Origin of the sequence: Streptomyces sp. NBC_01618 (genome assembly GCF_045209435.1) — a bacterium.
Taxonomy (GTDB): Bacteria; Actinomycetota; Actinomycetes; order Streptomycetales; family Streptomycetaceae; genus Streptomyces.
This window is the reverse complement of record NZ_CP109297.1, coordinates 8,040,938-8,063,561: the sequence shown is the minus strand read 5'-3', so window position 1 is coordinate 8,063,561 and position 22,624 is coordinate 8,040,938. Positions and strand designations below refer to the sequence as shown.

15 protein-coding genes and 1 pseudogene are annotated in these 22,624 nt (G+C 67.3%); 8 read left to right on the top strand and 8 right to left on the bottom strand.

Annotation, left to right across the window (positions count from 1 at the left end; translation table 11 throughout):
* Positions 1-72: 72 nt before the first annotated feature.
* Complete coding sequence (ltrA, locus tag OH735_RS37620; RefSeq protein ID WP_406386916.1) at positions 73-1,425, bottom strand: group II intron reverse transcriptase/maturase; 1,353 nt, start codon at positions 1,423-1,425, stop codon at positions 73-75.
* A gap of 151 nt (positions 1,426-1,576) precedes the next feature.
* On the opposite strand from ltrA, the gene OH735_RS37615 reads away from it, so the two are divergent.
* Both OH735_RS37615 and OH735_RS37610 read left to right on the top strand, forming a co-directional pair.
* Positions 1,577-2,965 (top strand): IS1380 family transposase, encoded by a 1,389-nt coding sequence (locus OH735_RS37615; protein ID WP_406379152.1) that lies wholly within the window; start codon positions 1,577-1,579, stop codon positions 2,963-2,965.
* 928 nt (positions 2,966-3,893) lie between these two features.
* The gene (locus tag OH735_RS37610) at positions 3,894-4,985 is read left to right on the top strand and encodes an ISAs1 family transposase (protein WP_071366184.1); all 1,092 of its coding nucleotides are present in this window, start codon (positions 3,894-3,896) and stop codon (positions 4,983-4,985) included.
* Between the two features lie 186 nt (positions 4,986-5,171).
* Here the strand turns inward: OH735_RS37610 and OH735_RS37605 are convergent, their stop codons facing one another.
* From OH735_RS37605 to OH735_RS37595, 3 genes and pseudogenes are all read right to left on the bottom strand, one after another.
* Positions 5,172-5,714 (bottom strand): transposase, encoded by a 543-nt coding sequence (locus OH735_RS37605; RefSeq protein WP_406381518.1) that lies wholly within the window; start codon positions 5,712-5,714, stop codon positions 5,172-5,174.
* A complete protein-coding gene (locus tag OH735_RS37600) occupies positions 5,638-6,249 on the bottom strand; it encodes a winged helix-turn-helix domain-containing protein (protein WP_406385022.1) in 612 nt (203 codons plus the stop codon). The genes OH735_RS37605 and OH735_RS37600 overlap by 77 nt, the downstream gene beginning before the upstream one ends.
* Before the next feature lie 87 nt (positions 6,250-6,336).
* Positions 6,337-7,044, bottom strand: a pseudogene (locus OH735_RS37595) (ISL3 family transposase); the annotation flags it as partial.
* 277 nt (positions 7,045-7,321) lie between these two features.
* Here OH735_RS37595 and OH735_RS37590 point away from each other — a divergent pair.
* The gene (locus OH735_RS37590) at positions 7,322-11,728 is read left to right on the top strand and encodes a S8 family serine peptidase (RefSeq protein ID WP_406386262.1); all 4,407 of its coding nucleotides are present in this window, start codon (positions 7,322-7,324) and stop codon (positions 11,726-11,728) included.
* A gap of 61 nt (positions 11,729-11,789) precedes the next feature.
* On the opposite strand, the gene OH735_RS37585 is transcribed toward OH735_RS37590, so the two are convergent.
* The 3 genes from OH735_RS37585 to OH735_RS37575 form a co-directional block, all read right to left on the bottom strand.
* Positions 11,790-12,800 carry a helix-turn-helix transcriptional regulator gene (locus tag OH735_RS37585; protein ID WP_406386261.1) on the bottom strand — a complete coding sequence of 337 codons (1,011 nt, stop codon included), beginning with the start codon at positions 12,798-12,800 and terminating at the stop codon, positions 11,790-11,792.
* 109 nt (positions 12,801-12,909) lie between these two features.
* A complete protein-coding gene (locus OH735_RS37580) occupies positions 12,910-14,238 on the bottom strand; it encodes an IS4 family transposase (protein WP_406385002.1) in 1,329 nt (442 codons plus the stop codon).
* A gap of 699 nt (positions 14,239-14,937) precedes the next feature.
* The gene (locus OH735_RS37575; RefSeq protein WP_406379152.1) at positions 14,938-16,326 is read right to left on the bottom strand and encodes an IS1380 family transposase; all 1,389 of its coding nucleotides are present in this window, start codon (positions 16,324-16,326) and stop codon (positions 14,938-14,940) included.
* 461 nt (positions 16,327-16,787) lie between these two features.
* Between OH735_RS37575 and OH735_RS37570 the strand changes: the two genes are divergently transcribed.
* The 5 genes from OH735_RS37570 to OH735_RS37550 are packed head-to-tail and all read left to right on the top strand — an operon-like array spanning position 16,788 to position 21,712.
* Positions 16,788-17,612 carry an AMP-binding protein gene (locus OH735_RS37570; RefSeq protein ID WP_406386259.1) on the top strand — a complete coding sequence of 275 codons (825 nt, stop codon included), beginning with the start codon at positions 16,788-16,790 and terminating at the stop codon, positions 17,610-17,612.
* Positions 17,567-18,574, top strand: a complete 1,008-nt coding sequence (locus OH735_RS37565; protein ID WP_406386257.1) for an AMP-binding protein — start codon at positions 17,567-17,569, stop codon at positions 18,572-18,574. The genes OH735_RS37570 and OH735_RS37565 overlap by 46 nt, the downstream gene beginning before the upstream one ends.
* Positions 18,571-19,707 carry a beta-ketoacyl synthase N-terminal-like domain-containing protein gene (locus OH735_RS37560; RefSeq protein ID WP_406386255.1) on the top strand — a complete coding sequence of 379 codons (1,137 nt, stop codon included), beginning with the start codon at positions 18,571-18,573 and terminating at the stop codon, positions 19,705-19,707. Before OH735_RS37565 ends, OH735_RS37560 begins: the two co-directional genes overlap by 4 nt.
* A gap of 20 nt (positions 19,708-19,727) precedes the next feature.
* Positions 19,728-20,672, top strand: a complete 945-nt coding sequence (locus OH735_RS37555; RefSeq protein ID WP_406386253.1) for a beta-ketoacyl synthase N-terminal-like domain-containing protein — start codon at positions 19,728-19,730, stop codon at positions 20,670-20,672.
* A 41-nt stretch (positions 20,673-20,713) separates the two neighbouring features.
* Positions 20,714-21,712, top strand: a complete 999-nt coding sequence (locus tag OH735_RS37550; protein WP_406386251.1) for a thioesterase domain-containing protein — start codon at positions 20,714-20,716, stop codon at positions 21,710-21,712.
* Between the two features lie 76 nt (positions 21,713-21,788).
* On the opposite strand, the gene OH735_RS37545 is transcribed toward OH735_RS37550, so the two are convergent.
* On the bottom strand, positions 21,789-22,178 hold the full coding sequence (locus OH735_RS37545) for a hypothetical protein (protein WP_406386249.1): 390 nt from the start codon (positions 22,176-22,178) through the stop codon (positions 21,789-21,791).
* Positions 22,179-22,624 lie beyond the last annotated feature (446 nt).

The window sequence follows — 22,624 nt, the reverse complement described above, 5'->3', positions numbered from 1 at the left end:
TCCCCGGCCCGCCCGCCGCACCCGGCGTGCGTGTCTCCACGCACCGGGCGCTCCACGTGTCTTATCCGTTGGTCAGCCGCCCGTGGAGGCGACTGTCGGCTTCGGAGTCCACGGGGTCGGTATGTTGCTGCCGCGATAGCGGTAGCGGGTCACAGCGACACTGGAAGTGCCGGTGAACGAGGCCCCGTTGTAGGTGAATCTCCACCCCTTGTCACAGAAGCGACGTCGGAGCTGTTTCATGGATAATCCGGTACGGCCTGCGTATTTGACGCGTGTCCAGCGCATAAGGCTCCTCCAGGTGAAGGAGTCGATCGCGCCGAACGTCGCCTTGGACACTCCGTACCGGAAGTAGTTCGCCCATCCCGCCAATGACCTGTTCAAGCTGGTGATCAGCTCGTCCAGGTCCATGTGGAGGGTTGACCTGTACGGTTTGGCCTTCACCTTGTCCTTGATCGACGCGATGGCCTTCTTGGACGGTGTGGTGTAGACGTAATACTTCGACGTGCCTCGCTTGCGCATCCTGCGGATGTCGAAGCCGAGGAACGTGAAGCCCTCATCAATGTGAACTACACGGGTCTTCTCCGGTGCCAGCCGTAGTCCCAAAGGGGCGGGTACGGCCGCCACTTGCTCGCGCAGCACCTCGGCGTGTTGTTGGTTGCCCGATACCATGAGAACGAAGTCGTCACAGTATCGAAGAAGCCGCCAGTTGCCGATGCCTTTCCGTCTGCGCTTGCGCCGCTGCGCGGGATTTCCCATCTCAATCTGCCATTGCTGGATGAAATTCTCATCCAGTGCAGACAGCGCGATGTTAGCGAGCAGCGGCGATAGAATTCCCCCTTGCGGGGTTCCCGTGAGCGTCTCCTCCCTGCTTCCAAGTTCCGTGAGGACCCCAGATTTCAGGAACGCCTTCACCAGCGCGCAGACACGCTTATCCTTGATCCTCACCCTGAGGCGGTCCATCAAAACCGTGTGATCGATCTCGTCGAAGCACGCTTTGATGTCGGCCTCGAAAACCCAATGATAGTTCCGGGTTTCCGACGCAAGGTAGTGGATCTCGGCTACAGCGTCCTGCGCTCTCCGGTTCGGGCGGAAACCATACGAGCACGGCTTGAAATCCGCCTCGAAAATGGGTTCGAGCACCAGTTTCAGGCTGGCTTGAATCACGCGGTCTTTCATGGTGGGAATACCTAGGCTGCGAAGCTTTCCATTAGCCTTCGGTATCATCACCTGCCTGACTTCGACCGGCCGAAACTCATCCGATTTCAGCGAGTCACGGATCTGCTCCAAGAAAGCCTCGACCCCGACCCAGGACTCGATCCGGGACGCAGTGGCCCTGTCGATTCCTGGGGTCTGAGCGCCCTTGTTGGTGGACACGCGTTCCCACGCAGCCACCAAGAACGCTGGGTCGCAGACGAGGTTGTGCAGGTCACCGAACCGGCGACCGGAATCTTCAGCCCGGATCCACCGGCTTGACGCCTGTGGATCGTGCTTCCGGAAATGAAGAAGTGCCTTGTGACCTGCGATGATGGGGTTTCTCTAGGACCACATCAGGCACGATCGGCAAGGCACTTCCGAGATGCAATCTTCCCATACCGCGACGGCTGTCTCATCCGCGTTCGATGACCCGAACCTGATCGCGTACGGCGGGCTGGAGCCGGTGGTGCGGCTGGCCGAGCGGTGCGGTCTGCCAGCTCTGGCCGACGAGCTCATCAGGCTGCCCGCATCGAAGGACGGCACCGGAGCCTTCCCAGCGGCGAAACTGATGTCGCTGGTGGGTGGCATGGCCGCGGGCGCCGACAGCATCGATGACATGGACCGCCTGCGGCATGGGGCGATGGGCCGCCTGTTTGCCGGGGTCCGGGCCCCGTCCACGCTGGGGTCGTTCCTACGCTCCTTCACGCACGGGCATGTGAAGCAACTCCACGCCGTGGCCCGCCGGTTCCTGCCCGCACTGGCCCGTCATACCCCACTACTGCCCGGCGCGGACCAGGTCGCCTACGTGGACATCGACGACACCATCCGCCGCACCTACGGCTACGCCAAGCAGGGCGCCGGTTACGGATACAGCAAGGTCAAGGGCCTGAACGCACTGCTCGGCATCGTCTCCACACCCCTGTCCGCCCCGGTGATCGCCGCCACCAGGCTGCGCAAAGGACCGTCGAACTCCGCACGCGGCGCGGCAGCGTTCGTCGCCGAGACCATCCGCACCGCCCGTGCCTGCGGCGCCAGTGGCCTGCTGGTGATGCGGGCGGACTCCGCGTTCTACGGCGCCGACGTCGTCAACTCCTGCCGGGCGCTGGGCGCGTGGTTCTCCATCACCGTGCGGATGAACGCCTCCGTCAAGGCCGCGATCGCCCGCATCGACGAGGGCGCCTGGACGCCGATCAAGTACCCCAAGGCGGTCTGGGACGAGGAGGGCCAGTGCTGGATCTCGGACGCCGAGATAGCCGAGGTCCCCTACACCGCGTTCACTTCCAAGCCGAAGAAGCAGCAGGTCACCGCCCGTCTGATCGTGCGCCGCGTCAAACGCCTGGGCACTGGCACCGTTCCCGCCGGACAGGGCACGCTGTTTGACACCTGGCGCTACCACGCCGCGTTCACCGACTCCCCGCTCTCCTTGAAGGACGCCGAGCGTGATCATCGACGGCACGCTGTCGTCGAGCAGGTGATCGCGGATGTCAAGAACAGTGCCTTCGCTCACGCGCCGTCCGGGCATTTCCAGGCCAATGCCGCGTGGCTCGCCCTGGCAGCCGTGGTGCACAACCTAACCCGCGCCGCCGGTGCCCTGGCCGGAACGTTCCATGCCAGAGCGACCACCGCCACCATCCGTGATCACCTGATCAACGTGCCTGCCCGCCTGGCCCGCTCGGCCCGCCGCCTCACCCTGCACCTGCCCGAACGCTGGCCCTGGAGCATGGACTTCACCCAGCTCTTCAGCACGGTGCATGCGCCACCAGCCTCCTGACGCTCCCCGACCGACCTGCCCGAAAGGGCCCGACACCTGTGGCCAAGTGGAAAGGCTGGGCAGACCAGCGGCCACCCCATGCCCGAATCCGCGACTCAACCCCGACACGGCCCGCACAACCCCGAAACACCCACCCCAAGATCAGCCGGTGGATCCGGGTTCAGTCGCCCAACGATGCAACTTGGTCTGCATCCTCCGTACTGCGAAGTACGCCGAATCGGAATCCGGCCACCGCACGGCGCTGGCATTCACCAGCGCTTCTTCGGACGTTACATTCCCTCCTTAACTGACACGCTGCCGCCCTTCCCCATGCACGCACCTCTCGTACGCTCGGAGTAATAGGACGGCTCCGCCCCACCCGAACCTTCGGCGAGCATCGCGCCTATCCATCACTTGTCACCTCTGGCCGAGATGCAATGTTGGAAAGGACACGGATGGTTCCCACGTTCACTGTTATCGGGTCGACGGGTTAGGCACCCGGCTCTACCCCTGCGGCATCGCCACGACTACGCCGTAGACAATTCATCGTGGCCTCCAAACCCAGACCTCAGAAACCCTGTTTGGAGTTCCCCAACCCTTACTGATGGTCAGGTGCGCACCGCGAGCCAGCCCGAATCCACCGGGTTAGAGCTGGCGGCAAATCAAGAGGCGTAACAAAACCGGTTCCTCGCGTATACCTTCCCGTCTCGCTCACCGCGCCCGGCCCATCCGGCAGTACTGGACCGACAGGGCGATTGCAAAGTCAGGGTGATCTTGTAGGTGCGCAGGTCACGGCGATGTGACGATGTTCGGTGGGGCCGCGACGTACGCAACGAAGCTCCGTTGTGCAGATGACCTTCCCAAGTCGCCTGCGTCCAACGGAGCTTCGATGTGCCGTCAGTCTGCCACTGTCTGTCTGGTCAAGTCGCCCACGAGTCACCATCGTGCGATGGGTCCGCTGCCGGAGCGGCTGGCCACGCTGGTCGATCCGCGGTGCCGACGCGGGAAGCGTCACCCGTTCGTGGCGGTGCTGCTGATCGCGTGCTCGGCGGTGGTCACGGGGGCGACGAGCTTCGCGGCGATCGGCGAGTGGGCGGCGGACGCTCCGCAGGATGTTCTGGCCCGGCTCGGTGCCCGGACGGCGACGGTGTTCTCCGCCCGTGTTCCGCCCAGCGGGGCGACCCTGCGGCGGGTGGTCGTGCGGACCTGCCCCGGCGGGCTGGCTGATCTCCTGGGGCATGATCCGGCTGGTGGTGACACCCTCGCGGTGGACGGCAAGAGTGCCCGCGGCTCGCGCCACGGCACCAGACCGGCCGCCCACCTGCTGGCTGCGATGACCGGCACCGGGCTCGCCGTCACCCAGCTGCGGGTACCGGACAAGACAAACGAGATCACCTGCTTCGCCGCCCTGCTGGAACCCTTCGACCTGCACGGAGTTACTGTGACCGGCGACGCGCTCCACACGCAGCGCGAGCATGCCCGCTTCCTGGTCGACGTGAAGAAGGCGCACTACGCCTTCACCGTGAAGCGGAACCAGAAGAACCTCTACGAACAACTGCGGGCTCTGCCCTGGCAAGAGGCGGCAGCGAAGTTCTACGACCGCACCACCGGCCATGGCCGGACGGAGACCCGGGTCGTCACGGCACTGACCGTCACCGACCTGGGCGTCGACTTCCCACACGCCGCCCAGGTCGCCAGGGTCGTGCGGCACCGCACCGACACCAAGACCGGCAGACGCAGCCGCGAGACCGTCTACGTGATCACCGATCTGACCAGCCGTCAGGCCTCCCCGGAACGACTCGCGAACATCTTGCGGGCTCACTGGTTGATCGAAAACAGGCTCCACTTCGTCCGGGACACCTCTTTCCGTGAGGACGCCTCCAAGATCCACACCGGACATGGTCCGGAGAACATGGCCACATTGCGAAGCTTCGCCATCAACCAGCTCCGCACCGCTGGCCACACCAACATCGCCGCCGGACTCCGTAAGATCGCCCGCCGCCCCTACGAACGCCCCCTGGAACTGCTCGGCCTCAGCTGACCTGCACCTCCCCTTGATCAAAAGACTTTGCAATCGCCCTGACTGGACCGACGCGACTTTGTCGAGGCTGCTCCCACCCTCCCCGGCGATCCCCGGATCAGGCTGCCTCCAGCTTTAATTCGCCGCTACGACGACGAAGGAATGGACGGTCTTTCACCTCCATCCGGAAATACTGACTTCGGCGTATTAGGGTCTGTCCGGTCTGTCGAGAGCGAGGCCCGTCCCGGCGAGGAATCCGCCGAGGATGCCGTGCCGGTACTGCAGCGCTTTGAGCCGCCTGCGGAGCAGAGTCTCCAGCTCGCTGAGGGTGCGGGCGGCCAGGTTGGCCAGGCTCCGCTTGATGTGCGCCCACAGGCCCTCGACCGGGTTGAGGTCGGGCGCATACCCGGGCAGCAGGACCACCGTCAGCCAGTCCCGCTCGGCAACGAGTGCCTTCATCGTCTTGGAGATGTGGGTGTTCAGCCGGTCCCACACCACGATCAGCGGGGCCTTGAGCAGTTGGTGGGCGCCATCCAACAGGCGTATGTAGTCCGCCTCGCCCAGCGAGCGACGCTCGCCCTTGCGGCCGGTATGCCGACGCAGCCGGTAGCACAGACGGGCGGGCAGGCCCGGCCGGTAGCACAGCAGACCGGCCACCGAGAGACGTCCCCGGCTACGGCCGGGCACCTTGACCCTCGGGGTGATGCCGCGCCGGCCCCAGGTGCGGCCCTTGGGCGGCCGACCGGTCACGCCCGCTTCGTCCTCGAAGCAGATGAACGCGCCGGTCGCCGCCCGGAGGGTTTACCTCCTGCCAGGTCGCCTCCCGCCATGCGGTGATCGCGTCCTCGTCGCGTTCGGCGGCGGGCCGGGCGGGCATCTGCACGCTGTAGCCCATGCGGTGCAGCAGCCGAGTGACCCCGGAGACGCTGTAGGAGAGGTGGAACTTCCGCCCGATCAGCGTGCGTACCCGCGCGGCGGTCCACACCTGGTCGTCCGCCCAGCCGTGCGCGGCCGGCCCCTCATCAAGCCACATCGCGAGCTTGGTCTGCAGGTGTGGGCCGAGCCGACAGTCGTAGCCGCAGGGGCCTCTGGAACGCAGCGCCTCGCGTCCGCCCGTCCTCCAGGTGCGGCGCCACTGGTAGACCGACTTCTCACTCACCCGTAACTCCCGGGCGATGCACGGGACTTCCACGCCCTCATCGAAGAGGTCAACGGCCCGCATCCGTACCTCTTCCCGGCGCCTGCGCTGCTCGGCGGTCAGCCCGCCCCCGTCCGGATACCGCATACCTCCGGCGTACCAGCCCGGACGGACCCCGTCACCCCTCCCGACACAAATCCAGACCCCGAAACGCCGAAATCAGTAACAGCGCCTCGTGGCGCACCCCAGGTTGTGCCACAGGTGCCACCGGTCGCTGACCTGCACCGCGGCGGGCAGGGCCCGGCGTATGGCCTCGCCGTAGGCGCCTGAGCCGTCCCGGCAGACGATCTCAGCGCCAGGATGCTTGCGCAGCCACGCCTCAAGGGTGTCCGCGCTGCGGTCGGGGAGTAAGTCGATCCGCTCGCCGGTCTGAGCGTTGATCACGATGGTGGCGTACCGGTGGCGGCGCTTGAGCGCGAAGTCGTCCACGCCCAGCACCCGCGGCACCCAGCGCGGAGGCAGCGGCAGCCGCATGAGCATCCGCAGGGCGGTCGAGCGCGACACCGCGGTGGCCAGAGCCCGGGAGAGGCGGGCGCCCGCCCGGCCCGCTAACTCCTTGACTACGCGGCCGAGTTGGTCGGTGAACCGGTTCGTCCGGCGCTGGTAGCGCCCCAGCAGGCCGGGCACCTGCTCACGAAACGTCTGCCGCGGACAGCCCAGCACCGGGCACGCCAGGCGCCGCACCCTCACCGACACCACCACCCGCCTGCCGTCCACCGCCACGTCCGCCACCGTCCGGCCGTGAAAGCCGTGCACCCGCCCGGTCGGCGTCCCGCACACCGGACACGGCACCGGATCATCGCGGGTACGCGCCACCACCCGGACCAGCTCACCCTCATCCGCCGCACCCTCGATGACCAGGGCAGACAGACCCGAAAACACCACACCCACAAGGGCATTGACCTCAAGCACGCCCCAGCCTGACGCGCAGTGACGTACGGTCACCACCGATTACGGGACAGAGCCGATTACGGGACAGAGCCCAGCGAACGGTGGGTCTGCGCCGAGTGTGGCGGCATTCCGCCATGGCCGACATCCGCCCCACTCGGTCCGTTGATCCTGACCGGACCCAACTGCGAGATTGGCCAGGCGGCGCAGGTGTTCTCGTGTCTGCGGACTTGGCCGCACGGTGATGTTTCACTCCTCGGTTAGGAGCACGATGGCGCGACGAAGACGAACAGGTGTGATTGCCGCGGCGTCGGCCGTGTTGATCGCCGCGGCGCTGATTGCGCCTGCGGCCGCAGCCGCCGACCCGACCAGCCCGACTGGCTCCGAGAGTGCTGGCGCGAGCAAGGTCGAACCCGCTGATCCCGACGGGCCACAGGGGCCGGGTCGGTCGCCCGTTGCTGGGCTCGACGACCGGGCCGGGCGCGACAACCCGGATTCGATCTACAGGGCGGGGAAGACCGACGGGTTCCAGCCGCTGACCGACGATTCGCTGTCGGATACTGCGGCCGAGAAGCTGGGCAACGCCGACACCAGGCTGCTGCAGCAGGCGCAGGCGTCGAAGAAGAAGTCTGTCACGGTGTTGATGCTGGCCCGGAAGGGCGCGACCGAAGACGTCGTTGCCGCGGTGGAGAAGGCCGGCGGGACCGTCGGGTCGGTGACCGGAAAGGTCGGCTACGTCCGGGCGACCGTCCCGACCGACAGCGTAACCACCTTGGCCGGCCTTCGGTCGGTCGCGGCGATCGACCTGAACCGGACGTACAAGATCCCGGGCCCGGATCTGGGCGCCGCGGGTGCGAGGACGGCGGCAACGAAGGCCGCGGGGCCGACCGCGCCCGGCGCGAACACGCCCGCCGACAACCCGTACCTACCGATCAACGAGACCGGCGCCGAGGCCTTCGTCAAGGACAACCCGGCCTGGGACGGGCGCGGCACGGTCGTCGGCGTGCTAGACACCGGCGTCGACGTCGAGCATCCCGCGCTACAGACGACCAGCGACGGCAAGCCCAAGATTGTCGATTGGGTAACTGAGACCGATCCGGTCACCGACCGCGACGGCAGCTGGGTGCGGATGTCCACCACCAAGACGGGTCCGACGTTCAGCTACCTGGGCAAGACCTGGACGATCCCGGAGGGCACGTTCCAATTCGGCGTGTTCTACGAGAGTGCGACGGCCGGGAGCGACTTCGAGGGCGACCTCAACCGGGACGGCGACACCCTGGACTTCTACGGGGTTCTGTACGACCCGACCACACACAGGATCTGGGTCGACGGCAACAACAACCAGGACCTCACCGACGAGACACCGATGGCCCCGTTCGCGGTCGACCGCCAGGTCGGCCACCTTGGGAGCGACGACCCCGCAACACCGCAGAACGAGCGCATCCCGTTCGTCGTCGAGTACCGCGACAACGTCGATCTCTCCCCGCTCGGCGGCAGCAACGTCGGCAAGATCGCGAACTACGTGTCTATCGGGTTGCCGGTCGCCTCGCACGGCACCCATGTCGCGGGGATCACCGCCGGCACGTCGATGTTCGGCGGCCAGATGCACGGCGCCGCACCGGGCGCGCAGATCGTGTCCGCCCGCGCCTGCACTTGGGGCGGTGGCTGCACCCAGGCGGCACTGACCGAGGGCATGATCGACCTGGTCACCAATCGCCATGTCGACGTCGTCAACCTGTCCATCGGTGGGCTTCCCGCATTGAACGACGGCTCCGACGTGATCGCCGCGCTCTACGACAAGCTGATCGACAACTACGACGTCCAGATCATCATCGCCGCCGGCAACGACGGCCTCGGCACCAACACCGTCAGCTCGCCGTCCGTGGCGGGCAAGGCCATCTCGGTCGCCGCGTCCGTCAGCTCCGACACCTGGTGGGCCGGCTACGGGTCGAAGGTCGCCACCAAGCAGGGCATCTTCGGCTTCTCCTCCCGCGGCCCCGCTGAGAACGGGGCGCTGGCACCGCAGGTGTCCGCCCCCGGCGCCGCCATCTCCTCGATCCCGATGTGGCTGTCCGGTGAAGCCGTCCCCGAGGCCGGGTATTCGCTGCCGGCCGGATACGGCATGGCCAACGGCACCTCCATGGCGGCCCCGCAGGTCGCCGGAGCGGCGGCGCTGCTGCTATCGGCCGCCAAGGCCCATTCGCTGACGGTCAGCCCGGCGGCGCTGAAGACCGCCCTGACCGGCACCGCCGACCCGATCCCCGGCGTCCCGACCGTCGCGCAGGGCGCCGGCATCATCGACACCGTCGCGGCCTGGAAGCAGCTCAGCGCTGGCATCAACACCAATGAGCTCACTGTGTCGGCTCCCGTTTGTAGTTCGCTGTCCGGCCTGCTCGCGACTCCGAACACCGGCGTCGGCATCTACAACCGTTGTCTGCCAACGGAAGGCGGCCAGGTGACTGGTGCGCAGAAGACCTACAAGGTCAGCGTCACCCGGACCAGCGGTGCCGCCGGGAACGTCGTGCACCGGATCGGTTGGATCGGCAACGACGGCACGTTCAGCGCCCGCGCGGCAATGCCCCTGCAGCTCGGAACGGCGGCCGATATCACGGTCACCGCGACCGCGACGACCTCCGGCGTGCATAGCGCGATCCTGACCATTGATGACCCGGCGACGGGCGGCATCGACCAGTTCGTCGCCGTCACCGTGCTGGCGACCAAGCCGCTGGCCAAACCCGACTACGCGGTCACCAGTTCCGGCACGCTCGGCCGAACCGGAACCACCTCGCTGCTGGTGCCCGTTCCCGAGGGCGTCGAAGCGCTGCAGCTGACCCTGGGCGGGCTCGCCGACGGCAGCCAGGTCCGCGCATTGCCCATCGACCCCGACGGCATGCCCGCAGACTCCAACGCCAGTTACCACTGCTACACCAACTACACCGACCCGGCGAACTGCAACGCCACCGCACGACCGGTGTACCGACCCAAACCCGGCATCTGGGAGTTCGTGATCGAGTCTCGCAGGACGTCTCCGGTCGAACAGAACCCGTACACAGCGACGGTTTCGCTGCAGGGCATGTCGTTCGATCCGGGGACCGTCACAGTCGACAAGGTGACGATGAACTCGCCGACGAATGTCGGCTCGACGGGGACGAACACCTTTGGCCCCGCGATCGCCCACGTCGCAACTGGCGAGATCGGCGATGTCCGTAATTTGTTCTCGACGGTCTCGCAAGGCGAAATCACGTCCAACATGCTCTATGTTCCGCGTCAGACGACCCGGCTCGACGTGACGCTGACGCCCAGAGACGCTGCCGATCTGGACTTCTACGTGTATTTCAACGGCAGGCCGATAGGCCAGAGCACCACGACCGGGAACTCGCCCGAGCACATCGTCATCGATGATCCACAGCCGGGTACGTACTTCATCGTGGTCGCGGGAGTCGCCGTGCCCGGAGACAACGTCACGTTCGACTACCACCAAGAGATGTACTCGAAGGGCCTCGGCACGATCACGCCGAAATCCGACGCGAAGTACACGGTTGCCACGGGCCAGTCGATGCCGGTCGACGGGGCAATGATCGTCAACGCTCGGCAGTTGACCAAGGATCCCATAGTCGGCCGGGTCCGAGTGGCCAACGAGTACGGCACGATCATCGGGGCGGCGGACGTCACGATCGCCACTGTCGATGTCCCCAAACTCGATCTGGTCGCGTGGGCCCCGCCATTCGTCGGCGCGGCTCTCAATGAGAGCGGCGTAGTCGCGGGGGATCGCCAGTACAACTCCAGGATGACGCCGACCATCTGGACGGCCGCCGACGGGTTCACCAACCTGGATCTCGCCGGGGGCAGGTACGGATCGGCTCTGGACCTGAATGACGGCCAGATCGCCGTCGGTATCGCGACGGACAGTGCATTGCGTACTCTTCCCGCCCAGTGGGCCAAGGATGGATCGCTCACCGTGCTCGGCGTCCCGGATTGGCGGCCCTATTCCAGCGGCTATGCGACCGCCGTGAATAACAAGGGGGTGGTCACCGGATTTTCCAAAGCAATCGTCAAGGAGTCTGACGGCAAGAACCACAGCTACAGTGACGGGTTCGTGCGGACGCTGGATGGGACGTTCAGCAAGCTGGCCCACCTGTCCTCGGATCTGACGGAAACCCAGCCGCGCGCCATCAACGATGCCGGAATGATCGTCGGTGCCTCGCGCACCGATGGCCATGTGCCGCACGCGGTCGCCTGGGATGCGACGTCAGGTGTTATTCAGGATCTCGGCACGCTTCCGGGACAGTATTCGGCCCAGGCGAACGATGTGAACGCCTCCGGGACTATCGCGGGGACCAGCGGTGACGACGCGTTCGTGTGGACCAAGGCCGGCGGAATGCAGCGCCTTGCCGACTACGGATACAACGCGACCGGCGAGAAAGTCACCGACGACGGGTGGATCCTCGGAACTGTCGAACTTTTCCCGGACGTCGCGGTGTCGGCGATGTGGGACCCGCAGGGACGGCTCTGGGATCTGTCCGGCATGGTGCCGCTCTCTGCCGGTGATCGATTCACGCCGACCTACAGCTTCGACATCAACGATCACCACCAGCTAATGGTCTACGGCGAGGGCGGCCCGAACGCCGCCTCGTCCAGCTCGGTGATGCTGAGGATCCCGGCAGGTCTGGGCAACTAGGCCCAGCGCCACCTCGTCCCGTCGAGCCACCGCAGTCGGTGGCTCGACGGGACGAAGGCGTTCAAAGCCAGCCCCGGTCCCGCGCGTGCCAGCCAAGCAACACCCGGGATTCGGTGCCGGCCAGATCCATCAGCCTGCGGACCCTGCGCTGCATGGTCCGCAGGCTGATCTCCAGTCGGGCAGCGACCGCGGCATCGGTGTACCCAGCCAGCAACAGCATCAGGACCTCCCGGTCCGCCGGGTCGGCGAGATCCTTCGGCGATGCCAAGTTCGGATCGACCCTACGGCCGGGGGCCTCCCGCAGTTGCATGGCCGACCGCCACAGGCTCTCGAAGCTGAACACCAGACAGTCCAGCAGCCCCCCGGCGCGCACCACCGCGATCTCCGAGTGCGCGTGCCCACCCTCGTCGAGCTGCACGATCGCAATCGAATCGTCGACGATCAGCAGCTTCGCCGGTAACGACTGCACCATGCGGATCTCCTGTCCCCGATCCAGGGAGGCGACCAGGTCCTTCTCTGCGGCGGGCTCATCCAGCACGGTCCGTTCGATGATGATCCGCTCACGCAGGCCACGGCCAGCGACCTCGCGTTCGGTGTCCGTTTCGGAGATCCCGAAAACCGCGAACGGTGGTTTCGCGAACATCCGGAACTGCTCCTTGGCGGACAGCAACAGGCCATTGAGCCAGCTGCCGATCTCGCTGCGACCCCGAACGATCTCGATGCCGTTCGACAACTGCACCTCGCGCGCCCTCCGGTACTCCTCCGCGAGCTCGTCGAGTGCCGTTCGGGCGGCCCTGACCTGCTGCTCGCGCTGCGCGACCATCCCCTCGAGCGCCAGCGACGGCGACACCGCCGAGATTCCTCCGCCGTCGGCCATGCCAACCAGGCCCACCTGCCGCAACGCACCGATCGCCGTTTCGATGTCCTCGACCGAGATCCCCAGCAGGCCGGCGAGATCCGGCCCGAGCGCCGGTCCGCCGGAGACCAACGCCCGATAGACCCGCTCGGCCATCGCGTCGACATCGACCCCGATGAGTGAGCTCAGCGGGGAGGGGCGACTGGGGTCGGGCATGGCGCGAACTATACGTCCGTTACCGAACTGCTGGGTGATAGGTGGGCTCCGTCAGATACGTAGCCCGAGCACATGGCCAGCCGCCCGCCAAAAGCCCAAGGCCGTGAAGTTACGGTCCGGGATCCGACGTCAAGATGTCGATGCTGATGGTGGCCTTGTAGGTGTGGCGGTCGACTTTGATGCTCTTGTAGGCGTATCGAGACAAGGGCCGTTTGACCGCGCGGGGGCCGAGGCGGATTCGCCGGGCGGGCATGAGGGTGCCCAGGACGGCGTGCCCGATCGCGCCGACGAGGTCGATGACGGTGTCGGCGATCACGCCCTGGGCCTGGACGATCTGGTCGCGGGCGGTGTTCAGGGCAATGGAGAAGCTGCAGCGGTCGGGATCGGTGCCGGATGCCTGGGTGGCGTCGGCTATGGCGATCCGGATCACTTGATAGGCGGTCAGGAGCGTGTAGATCTCCTGGGCGATCCCGGGCCAGGTGCGGGAGCGCAGGACGCGTCGGCCGAGCATCGATTTCTTGATCTCGAAGTAGGCCGATTCCACTTCCCATCGTTCGTGATACAGCCTGACCAGGTCGAATGCCGGGTGGGTGCGGTGGTCAAGGAGCGTCGTGGCCAGCCGGTAGGCGCCGGTGCGGCGGCCCGCGCTGGTGGCGATGGTGATCTCACAGATGACGATGCGGACCTCGACGTCACCAATCCTGGACAGGAACGAGCCATCCGGGTAGGTGGCCAGGACGGGCGGTTTGCGTCCCGAGGAGAGACGGGCGAGGAAGTCCGCTCCGGTGCCGGCGACGGTCGTCAGGAAGGGGTTGGAGGAGAATCCCCGGTCCAGCAGGGCGATCATGCCGCCTGTCAGGGAGCGTGCCAGGCGGCGGCCCAGGACGGATTCGCCGGGCTTGCGCGGGCCGAAGACGGCGTCGATGATCGCGCGGGTGCCGCAGGCGACCAGTGTCACCAGCATGACCTGTGGGTATCCCGAGGCGGCGGTGTACTGGTTGGATCCCTTGCCCAGCTTGGCGCGGACCGCCTGGTCGTCGGCGACGTCCAGGTGGGTGCCGTCGATCGCGACGACGAGCAGGCCCTTCCAGCGTGCTCCGGTCGTACGGATCGCGCAGGCGGGTCCGCGCAGCAGGTCGAACAGGGCCCGCACCGGGCGGACTCCGAGCCGACAGCGGGCGTGCCACAGCGCGGTCGCAGTCACTTTAACCAGCGGCAGCCCCACCAGGGCGCCGGTGAGCTTGCGCCATACCTCGCGATAGCCGCAGTCCTCGAACAGGGCCGCGGCCAGCAGCAGGTAGACCACGACCCGTGCGGGCAGTTTCCGCAGCCGCTGCTGGACGGTTCCGCACTCGACAAGCACGGCATCGACCAGCTCGAACGGAACGATCCTGGTCAACTCGCCCAGGTGGCCCGGTGCATAGAGCCCTTCGGCCACCGTGACGACACGCGTGATGGCAGACTGTCCGGACAGCGGAGCCTCCGGTGAGTGAACGGTTGTCTTGGTCGACTGCCAGTTCTACCGGGGCTCCGCTTCCTACGTCCGGCAAACCCACAGATCACAGCCGCCTGGACAGTCGCACTCAAGCCGTAACTTCACGGCCTTGGCCAAAAGCCAAGCGGCGGGCGGCCGGCCATCGCGAGAGCGTACGAGGGCGGCCGACTCGCAGGCTCGGAGCCAGGTACTGTGCAGGCGCTTGTCCGAAGCCCTGGACCTGGGGGAGGGACGTGGGCGCGAAGACAGCACTGCTGGCATTCGCCGATGGAGATATCCGCCTCGCGTTGGGTGGCGCCACCCAACGGAACCAGCTCGACACCGGCTCGATCGGCCTCATCGCCTCGTCGAGCAGGTTCGGCGTGCCCGCTGGAAGACGGGTTCGGCTCAGCAGGTCATCCAGCTCGAAGCCGTTGAGCCCGGCCACCGCGCGAACGACCGCGACACGTGGCGGCACAAGTACGTGCACATGGACGCGTTCAGCCCGGATCCACCGGCTGATCTTGGGGTGGGTGTTTCGGGGTTGTGCGGGCCGTGTCGGGGTTGAGTCGCGGATTCGGGCATGGGGTGGCCGCTGGTCTGCCCAGCCTTTCCACTTGGCCACAGGTGTCGGGCCCTTTCGGGCAGGTCGGTCGGGGAGCGTCAGGAGGCTGGTGGCGCATGCACCGTGCTGAAGAGCTGGGTGAAGTCCATGCTCCAGGGCCAGCGTTCGGGCAGGTGCAGGGTGAGGCGGCGGGCCGAGCGGGCCAGGCGGGCAGGCACGTTGATCAGGTGATCACGGATGGTGGCGGTGGTCGCTCTGGCATGGAACGTTCCGGCCAGGGCACCGGCGGCGCGGGTTAGGTTGTGCACCACGGCTGCCAGGGCGAGCCACGCGGCATTGGCCTGGAAATGCCCGGACGGCGCGTGAGCGAAGGCACTGTTCTTGACATCCGCGATCACCTGCTCGACGACAGCGTGCCGTCGATGATCACGCTCGGCGTCCTTCAAGGAGAGCGGGGAGTCGGTGAACGCGGCGTGGTAGCGCCAGGTGTCAAACAGCGTGCCCTGTCCGGCGGGAACGGTGCCAGTGCCCAGGCGTTTGACGCGGCGCACGATCAGACGGGCGGTGACCTGCTGCTTCTTCGGCTTGGAAGTGAACGCGGTGTAGGGGACCTCGGCTATCTCGGCGTCCGAGATCCAGCACTGGCCCTCCTCGTCCCAGACCGCCTTGGGGTACTTGATCGGCGTCCAGGCGCCCTCGTCGATGCGGGCGATCGCGGCCTTGACGGAGGCGTTCATCCGCACGGTGATGGAGAACCACGCGCCCAGCGCCCGGCAGGAGTTGACGACGTCGGCGCCGTAGAACGCGGAGTCCGCCCGCATCACCAGCAGGCCACTGGCGCCGCAGGCACGGGCGGTGCGGATGGTCTCGGCGACGAACGCTGCCGCGCCGCGTGCGGAGTTCGACGGTCCTTTGCGCAGCCTGGTGGCGGCGATCACCGGGGCGGACAGGGGTGTGGAGACGATGCCGAGCAGTGCGTTCAGGCCCTTGACCTTGCTGTATCCGTAACCGGCGCCCTGCTTGGCGTAGCCGTAGGTGCGGCGGATGGTGTCGTCGATGTCCACGTAGGCGACCTGGTCCGCGCCGGGCAGTAGTGGGGTATGACGGGCCAGTGCGGGCAGGAACCGGCGGGCCACGGCGTGGAGTTGCTTCACATGCCCGTGCGTGAAGGAGCGTAGGAACGACCCCAGCGTGGACGGGGCCCGGACCCCGGCAAACAGGCGGCCCATCGCCCCATGCCGCAGGCGGTCCATGTCATCGATGCTGTCGGCGCCCGCGGCCATGCCACCCACCAGCGACATCAGTTTCGCCGCTGGGAAGGCTCCGGTGCCGTCCTTCGATGCGGGCAGCCTGATGAGCTCGTCGGCCAGAGCTGGCAGACCGCACCGCTCGGCCAGCCGCACCACCGGCTCCAGCCCGCCGTACGCGATCAGGTTCGGGTCATCGAACGCGGATGAGACAGCCGTCGCGGTATGGGAAGATTGCATCTCGGAAGTGCCTTGCCGATCGTGCCTGATGTGGTCCTAGAGAAACCCCATCATCGCAGGTCACAAGGCACTTCTTCATTTCCGGAAGCACGATCCACAGGCGTCAAGCCGGTGGATCCGGGTTCAGGCAAGCCGACGCTGTTGTCGTATGCAACCCCGGCGGTCTCGTCGGAAACGGCACCATCTTCGAGCTCGGCTTCATGTCTGCGCTTTCCAAGAGGGTCATCTTCACGGAGAAGCCCCTGGGCGTTTCTGTCTTCTTCCCCTGCGAGGTCGGTCTGGAATCCTGAGCACTCCCGCTGAGGGCTGCGGCATCCCATCCCGTTCTTGCATTCCCGACCGGAACCAAGCGGCGTTCCGGCGAACGGCACAGGGCCGGGAGCAGGTCTCCGGCTCATCCTCGCTCTCTTCCAACCAGATCTCACTTCTCGGCTACGAAGATACGGAAAGGACCCTCCCCGGTGCGCGATGCAGAACCCATCGATACAGTCCTCGACAGGCTGCGAGAGATCGTGGCGTCTGTCCTCGAAGTGGAAATGGACGACATCGAGTCTAGTGCCCTGTTCTACGAGGAACTCGGAATCAGCTCCTTGGAAAAGGTTGCGATCGCGGCCGCGATCGAGCGCGAGTTCGGAGCCCTGTCCGCTGAGGAAGCGGCAGCCCTCACCAGCCTGGACGCCGCGGTGTCCGTGCTCAGCGAGCGGGCGACAAGCCTCCACGGGGTCAACCTGATCGACCGCCTGGTGGCGGGTCATGTCTCCGCCGGCCGGGGTGAAAGGACCAGCTACCTCGACCCCCAGGCTGGGGAGATCACCTACGCCGCCCTCCTGGAGGCAGCACGTGGGTACGCGGGCGCCCTCAGGGCAGCAGGCGTGCCTCAGGGCGCCCGCGGCCTCCTGATCGCCGACGACTCCGTGGCGACCGTCGTCGCCGTCCTCGGCCTGTGGTGGCACGGCTGCGTCCCCGTGGTGATCAGCCCGATGCTCACGGACGACGAAGTCCGTTACATCGCCGAGAACTGCGCCGCCGCGATGGTGCACCTCGACGCAGTCCCCAAGCGGCAACGCGCCCTGGAGGAGCTGTTCGAGACGACAACCCAGTTCGCCGGCGCTGACGTCCGCGCCGCTCTGGCCACTGCCGAGCCCGGCCCCGCACGCCGCCCGCAGGAGGCTGAGCCACCGGCCGCGTGGAGTGCGGGGCGTGAGGCACTCGTGCAGTACACACCTCCGGAAGCACCGGCATGCCCAAGGGAGTCCGGCACTCGGCGGGAGCGATCGCGGCGATGACCGACGGCATCGGCACCGTACTGGCGCTGACTCCCGAGGACACCGTGCTGTCCACCGCCCGGATGTCCTTCGGCTACGGCTTCGGCAGTTCCGTCCTGTGCCCTCTGGCGGCCGGCTCCCGCGTTGCGCTCATCCGCGGCACGGTCGACGTTCACTCAATCGCCGCCGCGATGCGGCACCACCAACCCACCGTGCTCTTCTCGGTCCCACGGCTGTACGCCGCGCTGCTGAACGCTTCCGAGACGGCGCTCGCCTCCGACTCCGTGCGGCTGTGCGTGGCGGCGGGCGAGAATCTGCCGGGTCCGCTCAGCGAGCGGATCCGCACCGCCTTCCAGGCCGACCTGCTCAACGGTCTCGGCGCCACCGAGGTGCTCTACAAGGTCGTCGGCACGCCGCCAGGGAAAGAGCGTCCGGGCACCTTCGGGGCCCCGGTGCCCGGGATCACCGCGACCGTCCGCGCCGCGGACGGCACGCCCGTCGCCGACGGGGAGGAGGGCCGGCTCCACATCGCCGGCCCGACCGTCGCCCTCGGCTACATCGGCCGGCCGGAGGCCGCCACGGTCACCTTCGCCGACGGCGGCGCCTACACCGGCGACGTGGTGCGCCGTGCGCCGGACGGCACGTTCACCCACCTCTGCCGCGCCGATGACCTGCTCAACCTGGGCGGCTACAAGGTCGTGCCGAGTGAGATCGAGAGCGTCATCCGCGGTGCTGAAGGGGTCCAGGACTGCGTGGTGGTCGGCGGCCGCGATGCTGACGGCCTGGAGCAGGCCGTGGCGTATCTGGTGGCCCGGCCGGGATCCGACAAGGCCGTGGTGCGGCGCGCGGTGATCGCCGCGATCCGTGGCGGTCTTGCCGCCCACAAGCGCCCCGCCCGTCTGGAGTTCCTCGACGAGCTCCCGACCACTTCAACCGGCAAGCTGGCCGCCTTCGAGCTCAGGAAGGCGGCTACACAACCGTGACCTGGGACATTACGGGCATGGCCGCCGTTGCCAACATCGGTGCCAGCCCCCGGGAGATATTCGCCGCGTTGTGCGCGGGCCAGGAGAGCCGCAAGCCTCTGCGAGCGTTCAACCCCGACAAGTACAGGGCGGCATACGCCTACGAGATAGACGACCGGCCCGAGGGCGGCGGCGACATCCCGCGGCGCGCCACCCGCTGGCTCACCACCGTCGTTCGTCAGGCAGTCGCTGACGCGGGCCTGGGCGAGGACCTGTCACAGGTACCCGTGCTGGTCGGGACCACCATGCGCGAGCAGCGCAGCCTCGAACTGTGGTGGCGTGAGAACGCGGAAGCCGCCCTCGAAGACCTGCACTTCGGCACCGCCCTGAAGGAGACCTTCGGCGCGTCCACCACGTACACCTTCGCCAACGCCTGCTCAGCCACGCTGTACGCGCTCGGCATGGCCACCGACATGATCGAGCTCGGAATGGCCGACACGGTCGTCGTCGCGGGCACCGACGCCGCCACCGAGAGCGGCTTCGGCACGCTCGACCGGGTGCAGAACGACATCCCCGACGCGCTCCGCCCCTTCGACGCCACGCACAAGGGCATGCTGATGGGTGAGGGCGCGGCAGCCGTCGTCGTCCAGCGCGCCGGCACCAGGAACGGGCCAGTGCACGCCCGGGTGCGCGGGGTGTCCATGAACTGCGACGCTCGCCACGCCACCGCGCCCGACCCCGACGGCATCACACGTGCGGTCCAGGACGCCTACAGCAGAGCAGGGGTACGGGCGGAGGACATCGACCTGGTGATGCTGCACGGCAGCGGAACCCCCCGCAACGACCTGACGGAGTCGAGCGTCCTGCGCCACATCTTCCACGGCGCCGGAACCGGTCCACGGATGACCGCCATCAAGGCGATGACCGGCCACACTCTGGGCGGTTCGGGACTCCTCAGCCTCCTGATGGCGGGGCTCGCCATGAAGGAAGGGACGGTACCCCCGGTCCTGGGACTCACCGACCCGATCTCCGAGGCCGCAGGACTGGGCCTGGTGCAGGGCGCCCCCGCAGCCGCCGACCTGACCATCGCTCAGATCGATGCCTTCGGCTTCGGAGGGATCAACGCCGTCGCGATCGTGGAGGCAGCCCGATGAGCTGGACGAGTACCGCACGGATGAGTAACCCAAGTACCCGGGAGGTCGTCGTCACGGGCATCGGACTGGCGCTCCCAGGTGTCGCGACGTACGGCGACCTCCTCGGACCGCTGCCCGGCGAGGGCGGCTTCGACCCCGCAACCGGACTCCGCGGACGCGAGATGCGCCACAAGGACCGCGCGTCCCGGCTCGCCCTGCGGGCTGCCGAGTCCGCCCTCCACGACGCGGGCCTGACCGACGCCAACGCGACGTTCGCGGGCGTGGCTGACTCGACCGCCGTCGTGGTCAGCACCAACCTGGGCAACGTGGACAGCGTCTGCGAAGCCACCGACACCATCGCCAGGACAGGCGTCAGGGGCCTCAGCCCGTTGGGCCTGCCACAGACATCAAGCAATGTCATCGCCGGCTGGGTGGCCATCCGCTATGGGCTGCGCGGCCCCAACCTCACCGTCTGCAACGGCGTCACCAGCGGTCTGGACGCCCTCGCCTGGGCCCGAAACCTCATCGTGGCGGGGCGCTCCGAAGCAGCCGTCGTCGTCGGCGTCGAACCAGCCAACGACGTGGCGACGAAGCTGCTCGGCGAGCAGTCCACCGACGCGGCGGTCGCGATCGTACTGGAACCAGCGACCGCAGCCGCTTCCCATGGCACACGGCCGCGCGCCACGATCGCCGGGTACGCACGGGCCCGGGATCTCACCGCGGCGCTGACCTCCGCCGGTGTGACTGAGGAGAAATCCGTCGGACTGTGGCTCGTGGACGAGGCGGGTGCCGGGTCGGGCCAGCTGCTCGCAGCCACGCGCCGGATCGACCTGGAAGCCCAGCTGGGCCCGCTGTCCGGGGCACTGGGCGTCCTGCAGTGCGCCGCCGCGGCTGCCCATCTGGAGAGCGACGCCACCGGGAACGCGCTCGCCACAGCTGGAGGCCCTCACCACGACGCGGCAGCCGCTCTGCTGCTGACCCCTTGACCGACCACTCGTCAATCCACGTAAGCACGAGGGGAACACCAATGACCACTGCGTCCGTAAACATCGAGGAGCTCCGCGCGCTGATAGCCGGAGCACTGGAGATCGAACCCGAGGAGGTCACCGACGAGGCGCACTTCTCCGACGAGCTCGAGATCGACTCGCTGCTGATGCTCGAGATCTCAACCCGCGTGGAGACTGCGTTCGGCGTCCCGGAGAACACTGTGGTCATCCGCGGTGCCACCACCCTCGCTGAGCTGCACGCCTTCGTCATCTCGAAGCTCGTCGGCGAGACGCCTGCTTGCCCGGTCATCCGCCCGAGGCCGCTGAGCGACCCAGCGGCGCGCCTGTTCATGTTCCACCACGCCGGCGGCTCACATCTGCTCTACCGGGGCTGGGCGGAGCACTTCCCCCAGGACTGGGAACTCTGCCTCCTGGAGGCCCCCGGCCGAGGCCAGCTGCAGACATTGCCGCTGATCGACGACTGCGACCGGCTGGTCGACTACTTCCACACCGCTATCGCTCCCTTACTCGACCGGCCCTTCGGGTTCTTCGGCCACAGCCTGGGCTCACTCATCGCCTACCAGCTCACCCGCCGACTTCACCACGAGGGGGACCCGCTCCCGGTCTGGCTGGGTGTGTCCGCCTACGGCGCCCCGCGAGGTGAGGCCGGCGCCGACGGCCGCCCTCACCTGATGTCGGACGACGAACTGCGCGGCTGGCTGCGGAACGTGGGCAGCCCACCGCAGCTCCTCGACAACGACGACGTCTGGCGCACGTTCGCCCCGGTGTTCCGTAACGACTTCAAACTCCTGGACACCTGGGCTCCTCCCCGCGCCCCCGAACCGCTGCCCGTTCCGCTCTCGGTATTCGGGGGCCACCGCGACAGGCTGATCGGCGAGGACCGTCTGCTCTCCTGGCAAGCGTTCACCACGCACTTCCGCGGACTCGAGAGGTACGAGGGCGACCACTTCTACTTGATGAACCACCGGCGACCTCTCGCTGCCGCCATAACGGCCGCGATGCGTTCCGCCGCTGCTTGAGCTCGCTCTCACCGCCCAGCCACCCGCTATATGACCAATTCCAAGGGGTGCCTGCGGAGGGTGTGAGGGTGAGCCCTCAAGCGCCGGGGTCGACTTCGGGGTGCGTGAACCGCACGGGCCTGCCCAGCGACCGGGCGTAGGCGATTTCGGCTCGGGTGCTGTCTCCGATGTAGTCGCCGACTACGAGCACCTCATCAGCGAGCAAGATCTTCGACCGGTGCAGTTCGTCGAGTCGAACCTTCAGCGCCTCAGCCTCGACAGGATCGGACCAAAGTTCGTGCGGCGACTTCAGATCGCAACCCGGCTTGACGACAATCCTCCCGGCCTTGGTCTCCCGCAGATCAGCCTCAGCCATCTCGGCCATGAAACGAGTGGAGCCGCAAATCGCAACAATACGGGGGAAACTCAGCTGCTTCTTCGCCTCGGCGAGCTTCTCCGCGGGGGTGATCACTTGCGGGGATGACACTGGTTCCTCCTGGTGGTGCGGCCCGAGGTATGCCTGCGGAGACGAGAATGAAGGCGTCCAAGATCATCTTTTGGTGAACGACGTGGACACCCGCGCGCCCGCACTCTATGCGACGAGCATCCCTGCCTGGTGCCGCGGCGCCCGCCGGTCGGCCCTACGCCCCGCCTGTGCGACGCCGAACAGGTCACCCTCGCCACGAGAAGCCGGCGTCGGTTACCGCGTTCACCGCCTCGAGCAGCCGAGTCACGCGGCAGGGGGCCGCGGTGTCGGCTTGGTCGGCCGGTCCCCTGCCAGCAGCTGGTGGCAGTGCCGGGTCGGGCTCGAGTGCTGGGACAACCCGAACGAGGGAGGCGCGATCAGATGACCGCATTGACGGAGCGTTGTCCGTCGGCGATCTTGCGGCCCGGCTGCACCCGGCGTGGCCCGCCGAGGCTCGCTGAGCACCT